Raw genomic sequence first — 12,104 nt, forward strand, 5'->3', positions numbered from 1 at the left:
GGTACCCAGGCCAAAATTGCCGTGCTGCAACAGCTCCCGGATCGTCACGTCGCCGTCGTACACGCCGTCGAGCAGGGCACCCATCGTCGAGGTCTGGTAGACCTCGCTGCCGTGGCGATGCGCGACCATCGCGTGCAGCCACCCGCGCAGACGGGTCGTAGCGGACTCGGCCGGATCAGACACCATCTGTGAATCTCCATCGTCGCGACGCGCTAAGGATTGTTTCGCTCATTCGCAACTAACCAGGCTCGACCGCTAGGCCGAGCGAGCGCAAGGTGCCGCCAAGGTGATTCTGCACGGCTTCCAGGGTCCGTTCCAAATCGCCGTCGCGCAGTGCTTCGGCGATGACGCGATGCTCGTCAAGGATCGTCGCCATCCGCTGCTCGTCCTGGATCAATGACTCCCCGGTCATCCGCATCTGGCGATCTCGCAGCGATGAGTAGAAGTCGCACAGTATGGCGTTGCCCGACTCCTCCAGGGTGACGTCGTGATAGGCGCGGTCGGCCTGCACGAAGGCCTCCCAGTCTGGCACTGCGGCCGCGTCGTGCTGTCGTTGCAACGCCGCGGACAAACGCTCGAACGCCACGGTGCATGCTGCCGCCCCCCGGGCAATGACTTTGGTCGCCGCGAACCGCTCGAGCACCAACCTCGCCTCAATAACAGCCCGCGCCTCACCCGAGGACACCGGCACCACGAGCGCACCCCGCTTCGGGTACAACCTGAGTAGCCCGTCGGCCTCCAACCGCAGGAAGGCTTCGCGGACCGGAGTGCGGGACATCCCCAACGCGGTGGCAACCTCACCCTCGCTGATCAGCTCACCGCCGGAAAACGCCCCGGTGAGCACCTGGGCTTTGACGTACTCGAGTGCGCGGTCTTTGGCCGTGCGCCGCCCACTCGCAGTCGACTTAGTATCCACCTCACCCTCCCCGCTGCTATGACGTATCCCACTTGTATCTTTCTCTGCATCTGCGATGTTACCGCTGCTCAGCAAGCATGGCGAGGTATCCGACACGTCATGATATTGCAGCTTAGATACAAGTTAGATACTATTTAGGTACAAGTTCTAAACCGATCGGAGGCCGACAGTGAGCAGCATGAGCAGACAGGAATCGATTGTTGAAGCGATCAACATGGATCCGACGATCCCCGCGCCAATCACCAACGTCGCCGAGTACGGGTTCGAAGGCCGATTTGATGAGTGGGCCGACGACGCCCGCTATTTCGAGTACTCCGCGGCCGCCAACCCGATTGGTTCGGGACATGCGCCACAGGTGCCGATCGTTCAGTTCGGCCCCGAGCTCTACCTTGATCAGCCAACCGGCGTAGTGCCGTTGGATCTATCCAAAGACTTGGGGATCGAACACGGTCAAGCGACGAGCCCTGCGCTGTTGGCCAACTTCTTGCGCATCCGCGCCGGCGAGCAGATCGACACCAGCCCGAACGCCACCAGCCAGCTGTACTACGCGCTATACGGGCGCGGTTTCGCGGCCATCGACGGCCGCCTGGTCGCGTGGGAGAAGGGCGACTTTCTGACGCTGCCCGCGGGCTCCCGGGCGGTGTTCTACGCGGACGCCGAGACCGCCATGTACTGGGTGCACGATGAACCGCTGCTGCGTTATTTGGGTGCCGACGCGACCCGGCCACGATTCCGGCCCACCAAGTTCCGCCGCGCCGACGCCGTCGCCAAGCTCGACGACATCGCGTCCCGTCCCGGTGCCAACGACAAGAGCCGGGTCAGCGTCCTGTTGGCGAACGCAGATCAGGAGCAGACCCTGACCATCACCCACGTGCTGTGGGCGATGTTCGGTGTGCTGCCGCCAGGCCAGGAACAACGTCCGCACCGGCACCAATCGGTCGCTCTGGACCTGATCCTCGATGCGCCCCCCAGCGGCTGCTACACCCTGCTGGGCACGCGACTCGACGCACGCGGAGAGATCGCCGACCCGATTCGGGTGGACTGGCGGGTAGGTGGCGCGTTTACCACCCCGCCGGGTATGTGGCACGCCCACTACAACGAGACTGACACCCCGGCGCATTTGATTCCCGTGCAGGACGCCGGACTGCAGACCTACCTGCGCAGTCTCGACATTAAGTTCACTCAGCGCCGTGACGTTGTTACAGGCTGAGCGCTAGCCAAATCCGTAAAAGTGATGATCTACTGAGCTGCAACGGTTTTGGGCTTCTACCCGATGAGATTGAGTCCAACGAGAGCCTCAAGAAAAGGAGATGTCATGGCCAAGATACTGCTTGTTCTCTATCCCGACCCGGTAACCGGCTATCCCCCGGTCTACGCGCGAGACAGCGTCCCGGCGCTGGACGGTTACCCCGGCGGCCAGACCTTGCCGACCCCGTCAGCGATCGATTTCACTCCCGGTGAGCTGCTGGGCTGCGTGTCCGGTGAGCTCGGCCTGCGTAAGTTTCTCGAAGACGCCGGCCATCAACTGGTGGTGACGTCGGATAAGGAAGGCCCGGACTCGGAGTTCGAGCGAGAACTGCCCGACGCCGATGTCGTTATCTCTCAGCCATTTTGGCCGGCATATTTGACTGCTGAGCGAATCGCAAAAGCCAAGAACCTCAAGCTGGCCCTCACCGCCGGGATCGGTTCGGACCACGTCGATCTCGACGCGGCGATTGCCCGCGGGCTCACGGTCGCCGAGGTCACCTTCTGTAACAGCATCAGTGTGGCCGAGCACGCCGTCATGCAGATCTTGGCGCTGGTGCGCAACTTCGTTCCGTCCCACCAGTGGGTGACCGACGGTGGCTGGAACATCGCCGACTGCGTCGAACGCGCCTACGACGTCGAGGGCATGGACGTCGGCGTGATCGCCGCGGGCCGCATCGGCGCTGCCGTGTTGCGCCGGATGGCGCCGTTCGATGTCAACCTGCATTACACCGACACTCGGCGGCTTCCGAAGAAGCTGGAGCAGGAACTCGGCGTCACCTACCACCCCGACGCCGCGTCACTGGCGCGCTCGGTCGACGTGGTGTCGATCCATGCTCCGCTGCACCCGCAGACCTATCACCTGTTCGACGAGAAGCTGATCGCCTCGATGCGGCGCGGCTCCTACATCGTCAACACGGCCCGCGCCGAGATCTGCGTGCGCGACGCGGTGGTGGCGGCGCTGAAGAGCGGTCAGCTGGCCGGCTACGCCGGCGACGTGTGGTACCCGCAGCCGCCGCCGGCCGACCACCCGTGGCGCACCATGCCAAACAACGCCATGACGCCGCACGTCTCCGGCACCACGCTGTCGGCCCAGGCCCGCTACGCCGCGGGCACCCGCGAAATTCTCGAGGACTTCTTCGCCGACAAGCCGATTCGCGACGAATACCTGATCGTGGCCGGCGGTGCGTTGGCAGGCACCGGTAAGGCGTCCTACACCGCGGGCGCTGGCGCGAGCCCCGGCAGCAGCGGCACGTAGCTCAGCTGATCGGGTACTCGACGCGTTCGCTGCCGTCCCAGCGGCGCAAGCCGGCGAGATTGCCGTAGATCTCCGGCGGTTGACCCGCCAGCCGCAGGACCGGTCCGAGTTGGGCACTCTCGACTCGACGGGCCAGCGTGACGTGCGCCGTCCATTGACCGGGCAGGCTGTGCGGCAACGGTTCCGGCACGAGATGCGGCCCGCAGACTCGGTGCACCTCGGCGTGCACGGCGAGCAGATCGGCCGACGGCACGACGAGCCGGGCCAGGATGGCGTTCGATTGGCCGAACAGCAGCGGCGCCCCGACCGTGCATCGCAGCGGTAGGCGCTGCGCGACCGGCCGCAGCAGGGCGTCGACGTCGGGCTCGATCCGCTCGGCCACCGCCAACGTCACGTGCGGGCGACCGGCCGGAATCCTGCTCGGCAAGTCGGCAGCCGAGAGGTCGTCCCAGATGCGGTGCAGAGTCGCTTCGGTGTCGGCATCGAAGAGCAGCTCGATCGAATGAACCATCAGCTGACCAGACTGGTTACCCAGGCCCGGTCGAACGCGTGCGCGCTCATCGCCATGAACTCGGCGGATTTCATCGATCCGGCACCGGCGGGTAGCGCGGCGCGCAGCGGCGCCAGGCGCACCAGCGCGGACCGGTTGGAGGTCTCCACCACCCCCGGCTGCAGCGGCCAGTTGCCGATCACCAATCCAGCACAGGAAATTTCATGTGCGGCAAGTGATTCCACTGTCAACCCGGTGTGGTTGAGGGTGCCGAGCTCAGCGGTGGCCACCACCAGGGCGGCGGCACCCAGGTCGGCCGCGAGGTCCCGCAATGTGATGCCCGCCTCGGCGATTTCGACCAGCAGCCCGCCGGCTCCTTCGACCAGGGTCAGCTGCGCCGAACGGTCCACTGCGCGAATGAGTTTGAGCATGTTGCGCCGGGTCGGCAAGGGCTTTCCGGCCTGCTCGGCGGCGGCCAGCGGCGCCAGCGGCTGTGGGTAACGCGCCAGCCCGACCACCTTGGCCAGGCCGGTCAGTCGGGTGACCTCGGCGAGGTCGTCGTCGCCGGTATCGGTGCCGGTCTGCACCGGCTTGCAGACCGCGACGTCGATGCCGGCCTGGCGGGCGGCCGCCGTCAGAGCCGCGGTGGTGATGGTCTTACCGACCCCGGTCCCGGTCCCGGTGATGACGAGAACCGTCAACGGCGTGCCGCGGCGAGCACGTCGGTCAGCACCGCGCGGGCCAGCCCGAGATCGTCGTCATCCAGCGACGCACGTGCGGTCAGCCGCAGCCGCGACGTGCCGGCCGGCACGGTCGGTGGACGGAAGCAGCCCACCCGCACACCGGCGTCCAGGCAGGCCGTGGCGGCGGCCAGCGCCACCTCCGGCGCGCCGAGGATCACCGACACCACCGCCGACTGCGGCGCATCGGATACATCGCAGATCTGCGCCAGTGTGCCCGCGTGTCGCAGCACCACCTGGGGCCGCCACGGCTCCGCGCTCAGGACGCGCAACGCCGTCAGCGCGGCGCCCACTGCAGCCGGCGCCAGGCCGGTGTCGAAGATGAACGGCCGGGCCGCGTCGATCAGGTGATCGCGCACGGCCACCGACCCCAGCACCGCGCCGCCCTGGCTGCCCAACGCCTTCGACAGCGTCGTGGTCATCACCACGTCGGGCGCACCCGCCAATCCCAGCTCATGCAGCAACCCGCGTCCGCCGACGCCGCGCACGCCCAGCCCGTGAGCCTCGTCGACGACGAGCAGCGCCCGGTGCCGCCGGCACACCTCGTGCAGTTGCCGCACCGGAGACAGAGCGCCGTCGGTGGAGAACACCGACTCGGTGATGACGATCGCGCGCTCCTCGTGCCGCGCGGCCAGCGCCGCGTCGACAGCGTCGATGTCGCGGTGCGGCGTGACCACGACCCGGGCTCGCGACAGCCGGCACGCATCGACCAGCGAGGCGTGCGACAGGGCATCCGACACCAGCAGCGAGCCCGGACCGGAGAGCCCGACCACTGCGCCCAGGTTGGCGGTGTACCCGGAGGAGAACACCAAACCCGATGCGGCGCCGACGAATTCGGCGAGGCCGGATTCAAGCTCCTCGTGCAGCGATGTGTTGCCGGTGACCAGCCGCGAGCCGGTCGCGCCCGCACCCCAGGTACGCAGCGCGTCCACGCCGCCTTCGATCACTTGCGGGTGCTGCGACAGGCCGAGGTAGTCGTTGGACGCCAGGTCGAGCTCGGTGGCCACCGCCGGTCGGGGCCGCAACGCGCGTCGCAGCCCAGCCTCCCGGCGCGCATCCGCATACGCCTCCAGCCACGCCAACGGCGATGTGTCGATCTGTGTCATCGCGCTAAATCCTACGAGAACCGGTCAGACGAGCCACCTCGACCATCGTGGAGGTGACCTGCGCGATCTCGCCGGGTGTGCAGATGAACGGCGGCATGGCGTACACCAGGTTGCGGAACGGCCGCAGCCAGACGCCGCGGTCCAGGGCCGCCGGTGTCGCAATAGCCAGATCGACCGGGCGGTCGCATTCGATGACGCCGATCGCGCCGCACACCCGGACGTCGGCCACCCCCGGCAATGTCCGCGCCGGCTCGAGCCCAGCGGTCAGCCCGGCAGCGATCTCGGCGACCACCGAACGCCAATCCTGGCCGAGCAGCAGCTCCACGGCGGCCACCGAGACCGCGCACGCAAGCGGGTTGGCCATGAACGTCGGCCCGTGCATCAGCGCTCCGGCTTCACCGGAGCTGATCGTGTGCGCGACATCGGTGGTACACAACGTCGCGGCCAGGCTCAGGTACCCGCCGGTCAGCGCCTTGCCGACGCACATGATGTCGGGGCTGACGCCAACGTGGTCGGCGGCGAACAATTCGCCGGTACGGCCGAATCCGGTGGCGATCTCGTCGAAGATCAGCAGCACGTCGTGCCGTCGGCAGATGTCGCGCAGGTCGGTCAGATAGCGCGGGTCGTGGAACCGCATCCCGCCGGCGCCCTGGACCACCGGCTCGACGACCACGGCAGCCAGTTCGGCGGCGTGCCCGGCCAGCTGCGCCTCGAATGCCGCGCTGTAAGCGGGCTCGTAGTCGCGGGGTACCTGTGCGGCGAACACCTGCTGAGCCAAGACATCGGTCCACAGGGAGTGCATGCCGCCCTCGGGGTCGCAGATGCTCATCGGGGTGAAGGTGTCGCCGTGATATCCCCCGCGCCAGGTCATCAGCCGGCGCTTGCCGGGTAGGCCGCGACTGCGCCAGTACTGCAGCGCCATCTTGACCGCGACTTCGACCGATACCGATCCGGAGTCGCTGAAGAACACGGTTTCCAGACCGGCGGGGGTGATCTCGACGAGGAGCTGCGCTAACCGGGCGGCGGGCTCGTGGGTGAGACCGCCGAACATGACGTGGTTCATGGTGGCCAGCTGGCGGGTCATGGCGGCGTCCAGCACGGGGTGGCCGTGCCCGTGGACGGCTGTCCACCAGGAGCTCATCGCGTCGAGCGCCTGAACCTGCTTGCCGTCGCGGACGAGTGTGAGCCAGGCGCCGCGGGCGCCCACCGCCACCACCGGGGGCACCGCCTCGGACCCGATCGTGCTGTACGGATGCCACAGGTGAGCCGCATCGATTGCGCTGATCTGCGCTGGCGTGAGCCCAGACCTACCTGCGGCCGCAGAAGTCATAGAGAACGAGGGTAAAGCAGTCGCACCCGTGCCTGACGCACTCAGCGTTCGCTCGCAGAAATGCCGGGCATCCGGCAGCATTGAGCCATCATGGCCTCGCCGCAGCAGTTTGATGACCCGTCCCCCAGCCACCACGAAGACTCCCCGCCGCGGGTGCTGCGGCTGCGCCTGGTCCCGTGGGACGTGACCTCCTTGCTGGCGTTGCTCGTGCTCCTGGCGGCCATCGCCTTCGGGACCGATTGGTATTCCAGGCTTTTCGGCTTCCTGAAGGACGTCTGCACCGGAGAATGTCCGCCCGCGCCCTTCGGCGTGGACTTCTACATCTACCCGGTGGTGTGGGGGGGCATCGGCGCCGCGGTCGCAGCGGCACTGCTCGGGCCGCTGGTGTCGTTGTTGAAGGGTTGGTATCTGTCCTTCTGGCCGGCTTTGGCGATTGCCATCGTGCTGTTCGCCTCCGTGGGCGGCTCGGCGCTGACCGACTTCAGTAGCAAGTACTGGCATGACGACTCCGGCGTCGTCGACGCCCCTGAGTGAGAGCGAAATCACAACGGCCCGCACAGGTTTGAGGGTTCGGTCCGCAGGCGATCACCTTTCGGTCACGTTACGACAAAAAATCCCGCTCAGGCGGCCTGCACACTGGCCCCAGCGGGCTTTTGTTGCCACAGTGTCCGTAGTGACTGTTGTGAATTCAGCGGTTCACCGACGGGTCCACCCCGCGCCGGTTTTCGGTGGCGGCGTGCGGCCTCCAACGGGGCGGGCCAGTGGCACGGGTCTCCGGGGTGAACCGGGAATGGCGGCAGAGGCGTGAAGTCACCGCGCTGAAGCCACAGAGAGGTGATCAACATGAGACGCAGCTTCGCTGTCCCCGCCAGCCTGGCCCTGTTACTGACGCTGCCCATGGTCAACCCCAACATCGCAACCGCTGACCCGGGTGGCCCGACTCTCGTGGGCTACCAGCAGTCGACCAGCTACGTGATCCAGCGCGCGCTTACTCAGCGCAACGTGCCGTTCCTGTACGGCGGCGGCAACGCCGCGGGACCCACCCGTGGCACCGGGCTGAAAGCCAACATCGTCGGCTTCGACGCCTCCGGTCTGATCCAATACGCCTACGCCGGCGCCGGGGTGAAGATGCCGCGCACCTCGGCCGAGCAGTGCAACGTGGGCCGCAAAGTCGCGCCCGCGCAGGCACGGCCGGGCGACCTGCTCTGCTACGGCCCGGGCGGCACGCAGAGCGTCGCGATGTACCTCGGCAACAACCAGATGGTCGAGGCCACCGAGCCCGCGGTCACCGTCACTCCGGCACGCACCAGCGGGATGGTTCCGTACCTGACTCGCATCCTGGAGTCCTGACCGGACGGCTCACAAGCCCGTTTCGAGCACACCCGTCGGCCGGCGGGTTAGGTAGATTGTCTGTCAATCATGACTGTCTCCCTGACCCGCCCGACCGATGCAAGCATCGCGGGTCCCGCGCGGCCCGCGACGGATAAACGGACCGCCGGGTTCTACCGCCACGATCTCGACGGGCTGCGGGGCATCGCCATCGCCCTGGTGGCGATGTTCCACGTCTGGTTCGGTCGGGTCTCCGGTGGCGTGGACGTCTTTCTGGCTCTTTCCGGTTTCTTCTTCGGCGGAAAATTGCTTCGCACCGCGCTCAATCCGGCGTCATCGCTGTCGCCGTTACCCGAGGTGGTTCGGTTGGTCCGGCGGTTGCTGCCGGCTCTAGTGGTGGTGCTGGCCGCAGGCGCGGCGCTGACCATCCTGATTCAACCGGAGACGCGGTGGGAGACCTTCGCCGACCAGAGTCTGGCCAGCCTCGGCTACTACCAGAACTGGGAGCTGGCCAGCACGGTCGCCGACTACCTGCGGGCCGGCGAATCGGTCAGCCCACTTCAGCACATCTGGTCGATGTCGGTGCAGGGCCAGTTCTATATCTCGTTCTTGGCGCTGGTCTTCGGTTTCGCGTTCCTGCTCCGACGCCGGCTCGGCGATCGACTGCGGACGGCATTCGTGGTGCTGCTCACCGCACTGACCGTGGCGTCATTCGGCTATGCGATTTTTGCGCACCAGGCCAGCCAGGCAACGGCCTACTACAACAGCTTCGCGCGGGCGTGGGAGCTGCTGCTGGGGGCGCTCGTAGGTGCGGTGGTCCCCTACGTCCGCTGGCCGATGTGGCTGCGCACGACGGCCGCCACCATCGCGCTGGCCGCGGTGCTGTCCTGCGGCGCGCTCATCGACGGCGTCAAGCAATTCCCCGGTCCCTGGGCGCTGGTCCCCGTCGGGGCCGCCCTGCTGTTCATCCTGGCCGGCTCCAACCGGGCTGAGGGTGCCACGTTGCCGCTGCCCAACCGGCTGATGGCGACGGCGCCGCTGGTACGGCTTGGCGCGATGGCCTACTCGCTGTATCTGTGGCACTGGCCGCTGCTGATCTTCTGGCTCGCCTACACCGGTCACGCGCACGCCAACTTCCTCGAGGGCACCGCGGTACTGGTGATCTCCGGCCTGCTGGCCTATTGGACGAACCGGTACATCGAAGATCCGCTTCGTCTGCGCAGAGCTACCCGCGCCGCGCCACCGGCTACGCCGGCGGTGCCCTGGCGGATCCGGTTGCGTCGCCCCACGATCGTGCTGGGCTCGGTCGTCGGGCTGCTCGGCGTGACGCTCACCGCGACGGCGTTCACCTGGCGCGAGCACGTCAACATCGAGCGGGCCAGCGGCAAGGAACTCAGTGGTCTGAGCTCCACCGACTATCCGGGCGCACGGGCCCTGGTCAAACACGTGCGGGTGCCTTCCCTGCGGATGCGGCCCACGGTGCCGGAAGCCCAGACCGACTACCCGCCGTCCACCCGCGACGGCTGTATCAGTGATTTCAAAAACACCGACGTGATCAAGTGCAGCTACGGCGACAAGAACGCCACCCGGACCATCGCGCTTGCCGGTGGCTCGCACGCCGAGCACTGGCTGACCGCGCTCGACGTGCTCGCGCGTAGACACCACTTCAAGGTCACCACCTACCTCAAGATGGGCTGCCCGCTGTCCACCGACAAGATGCCGTTGGTGATGGGCAACAATGACCCGTACCCGGAGTGCCGCGACTGGGTGCCCAAGGCGATGGACCAGGTGGTGGCCGACCATCCCGACTTCGTGTTCACCACCTCGACGCGGCCGTGGAACGTCAAACCCGGCGACGTGATGCCCGGGACATACGTCGGCATCTGGCAGACGTTCTCGGACAACAACATTCCGATCCTGGCCATGCGAGACACCCCGTGGTTGGTCAAAGACGGTCAGCCGTTCAACCCGCCGGACTGCCTGGCCAAAGGTGGCGACGCGGTGTCGTGTGGCATCAAACGCTCCGACGTGCTCGCTGACCGCAACCCCACCCTCGACTGGGTCGAGCAGTTCCCGATGCTCAAGCCGCTGGACATGAGCGACGCGGTGTGCCGCGCCGACATCTGTCCCGCCGTCGAGGGAAACGTGTTGGTATACCACGACGCTCACCACCTGTCGGCTACCTACATGCGCACCATGACCAACGAGCTGGGTCGGCAGGTCGGCCCGGCCACCGGCTGGTGGTGACACCGCCCGGGGCGGCGAGAGCCAGCAGAGCGGGCGGATCCCACCGCCGTTAAGGTCGTGAGATGCCTCCGTCAGACCCGACCAACGGCGCCGCTGCGGCCCCGCCGGCGCTGGCCACGGTATGGCCGGGAACCAGCTACCCATTGGGCGCGAACTACGACGGCAGCGGCACCAACTTCGCACTGTTCTCCGAGATCGCCGAGAAGGTCGAACTGTGCCTGATCGGAGACGACGGCCAGGAATCTCGGTTCAACCTCGACGAGGTCGACGGCTACGTGTGGCACGCATACCTGCCGGACGTCACTCCCGGGCAGCGCTACGGCTTTCGGGTGCACGGGCCGTTCGACCCCGCGGCAGGCCACCGCTGCGACCCCAGCAAGCTGCTGCTCGACCCGTACGGCAAATGCTTTGACGGGGAGTTCAAATTCGACCAGGCACTGTTCTCCTACGATCTGGCCGTCGCCGCCGAGGACCCCGCCGAAACCGGCACGCCGCCCCAGGTCGACTCGCTTGCGCACACCATGACCAGCGTGGTGATCAACCCGTACTTCGACTGGGCGAACGACCGAGCGCCGCGCACGCCGTATCACGAGACGGTGATCTACGAGGCGCACGTCAAAGGGATGACCCAGAGCCACCCCGCTATCCCCGAAGCATTGCGCGGAACCTATGCCGGCCTCGGTCACCCGGCGATCATCGATTACCTCAAATCGTTGAATGTCACCGCGATCGAACTGATGCCGGTGCATCAGTTCATGCACGACCACCGTCTGCTGGACTTGGGCCTGCGGAACTACTGGGGCTACAACACATTCGGATTCTTTGCCCCGCACATTCAATACGCCGCCAACAGACGCGCCCGGGGCGCGGTAACCGAATTCAAGTCGATGGTCCGGGCGTTTCACGAGCAGGGCATCGAGGTCATCCTGGACGTGGTCTACAACCACACCGCCGAAGGCAACCACCTCGGCCCCACGATCAACTTCCGCGGCATCGACAACGCCGCCTACTACCGGCTGGTCGACGAGGATCTGCGGTTCTACAAGGATTTCACCGGCACCGGCAACAGCCTCAACGCCCGCAACCCGCACACACTGCAGCTGATCATGGACTCGCTGCGCTATTGGGTGACCGAGATGCACGTCGACGGCTTCCGCTTCGACTTGGCCTCAACGCTGGCCCGCGAGTTCTACGATGTCGACCGACTGAGCGCCTTTTTCGATCTGGTGCAACAGGATCCGATCGTCAGCCAGGTCAAGCTGATCGCCGAACCGTGGGATATCGGCGAGGGCGGCTACCAGGTCGGCAACTTCCCGGGTTTGTGGACCGAGTGGAACGGGAAATACCGCGATACGGTGCGAGACTACTGGCGGGGCGAGCCCGCGACACTGGGTGAGTTCGCGTCCCGGCTGACCGGGTCGTCGGACCTCTATGAGGCGACCA

General features: G+C 66.6%; 11 protein-coding genes and 1 pseudogene. 6 read left to right on the forward strand and 6 right to left on the reverse strand.

Annotated features, from left to right (window positions below; translation table 11 throughout):
• Together VGH54_RS13705 and VGH54_RS13710 are read right to left on the reverse strand one after the other, a co-directional pair.
• Window positions 1–129: acetolactate decarboxylase (locus VGH54_RS13705; protein WP_331512570.1), on the reverse strand; the 129-nt coding region annotated here is incomplete at its 3' end.
• Between the two features lie 109 nt (window positions 130–238).
• Window positions 239–916, reverse strand: coding sequence for a GntR family transcriptional regulator (locus VGH54_RS13710; RefSeq protein ID WP_331512560.1), 678 nt, complete (start codon window positions 914–916; stop codon window positions 239–241).
• 178 nt (window positions 917–1,094) lie between these two features.
• On the opposite strand from VGH54_RS13710, the gene VGH54_RS13715 reads away from it, so the two are divergent.
• Together VGH54_RS13715 and VGH54_RS13720 are read left to right on the forward strand one after the other, a co-directional pair.
• A complete protein-coding gene (locus VGH54_RS13715; RefSeq protein ID WP_331512561.1) occupies window positions 1,095–2,126 on the forward strand; it encodes a cupin in 1,032 nt (343 codons plus the stop codon).
• A 105-nt stretch (window positions 2,127–2,231) separates the two neighbouring features.
• Window positions 2,232–3,419, forward strand: a complete 1,188-nt coding sequence (locus VGH54_RS13720) for an NAD-dependent formate dehydrogenase (protein ID WP_331512562.1) — start codon at window positions 2,232–2,234, stop codon at window positions 3,417–3,419.
• Window position 3,420: 1 nt separating this feature from the next.
• Here the strand turns inward: VGH54_RS13720 and VGH54_RS13725 are convergent, their stop codons facing one another.
• Genes VGH54_RS13725 through VGH54_RS13740 form a run of 4 tightly spaced genes read right to left on the reverse strand, consistent with a single transcriptional unit; the run spans window position 3,421 to window position 7,085 of the window.
• Window positions 3,421–3,930 (reverse strand): 2'-5' RNA ligase family protein, encoded by a 510-nt coding sequence (locus VGH54_RS13725; protein WP_331512563.1) that lies wholly within the window; start codon window positions 3,928–3,930, stop codon window positions 3,421–3,423.
• Complete coding sequence (bioD, locus tag VGH54_RS13730) at window positions 3,930–4,610, reverse strand: dethiobiotin synthase (RefSeq protein WP_331512564.1); 681 nt, start codon at window positions 4,608–4,610, stop codon at window positions 3,930–3,932. The genes VGH54_RS13725 and bioD overlap by 1 nt, the downstream gene beginning before the upstream one ends.
• Window positions 4,607–5,755: an 8-amino-7-oxononanoate synthase gene (locus VGH54_RS13735; RefSeq protein WP_331512565.1), complete on the reverse strand. Its 1,149-nt coding sequence runs from the start codon at window positions 5,753–5,755 to the stop codon at window positions 4,607–4,609. Before VGH54_RS13735 ends, bioD begins: the two co-directional genes overlap by 4 nt.
• A gap of 4 nt (window positions 5,756–5,759) precedes the next feature.
• Window positions 5,760–7,085, reverse strand: coding sequence for an adenosylmethionine--8-amino-7-oxononanoate transaminase (locus VGH54_RS13740; RefSeq protein ID WP_331512566.1), 1,326 nt, complete (start codon window positions 7,083–7,085; stop codon window positions 5,760–5,762).
• A gap of 90 nt (window positions 7,086–7,175) precedes the next feature.
• On the opposite strand from VGH54_RS13740, the gene VGH54_RS13745 reads away from it, so the two are divergent.
• The 4 genes and pseudogenes from VGH54_RS13745 to glgX all read left to right on the forward strand — a co-directional run.
• Window positions 7,176–7,619 (forward strand): hypothetical protein, encoded by a 444-nt coding sequence (locus VGH54_RS13745; protein WP_331512567.1) that lies wholly within the window; start codon window positions 7,176–7,178, stop codon window positions 7,617–7,619.
• A gap of 309 nt (window positions 7,620–7,928) precedes the next feature.
• Window positions 7,929–8,426: pseudogene (gene ripD / locus VGH54_RS13750) on the forward strand (NlpC/P60 family peptidoglycan-binding protein RipD); the annotation flags it as partial.
• A 75-nt stretch (window positions 8,427–8,501) separates the two neighbouring features.
• Complete coding sequence (locus VGH54_RS13755; protein ID WP_414688703.1) at window positions 8,502–10,661, forward strand: acyltransferase family protein; 2,160 nt, start codon at window positions 8,502–8,504, stop codon at window positions 10,659–10,661.
• A 62-nt stretch (window positions 10,662–10,723) separates the two neighbouring features.
• A partial coding sequence (gene glgX / locus VGH54_RS13760; RefSeq protein WP_331512569.1) for a glycogen debranching protein GlgX occupies window positions 10,724–12,104 on the forward strand: 1,381 nt, incomplete at its 3' end.

The organism is Mycobacterium sp., assembly GCF_036488105.1.
Taxonomy (GTDB): domain Bacteria; phylum Actinomycetota; class Actinomycetes; order Mycobacteriales; family Mycobacteriaceae; genus Mycobacterium.

What these genes read in the sequence shown, in the direction of transcription:
- VGH54_RS13715 (WP_331512561.1), top strand. Translation starts at nt 1,095, where the DNA reads ATGAGCAGACAGGAATCGATTGTTGAAGCGATCAACATGGATCCGACG.
- VGH54_RS13720 (WP_331512562.1), top strand. Translation starts at nt 2,232, where the DNA reads ATGGCCAAGATACTGCTTGTTCTCTATCCCGACCCGGTAACCGGCTAT.
- VGH54_RS13725 (WP_331512563.1), bottom strand. Translation starts at nt 3,930, where the DNA reads ATGGTTCATTCGATCGAGCTGCTCTTCGATGCCGACACCGAAGCGACT.
- VGH54_RS13735 (WP_331512565.1), bottom strand. Translation starts at nt 5,755, where the DNA reads ATGACACAGATCGACACATCGCCGTTGGCGTGGCTGGAGGCGTATGCG.
- VGH54_RS13740 (WP_331512566.1), bottom strand. Translation starts at nt 7,085, where the DNA reads ATGACTTCTGCGGCCGCAGGTAGGTCTGGGCTCACGCCAGCGCAGATC.
- VGH54_RS13745 (WP_331512567.1), top strand. Translation starts at nt 7,176, where the DNA reads ATGGCCTCGCCGCAGCAGTTTGATGACCCGTCCCCCAGCCACCACGAA.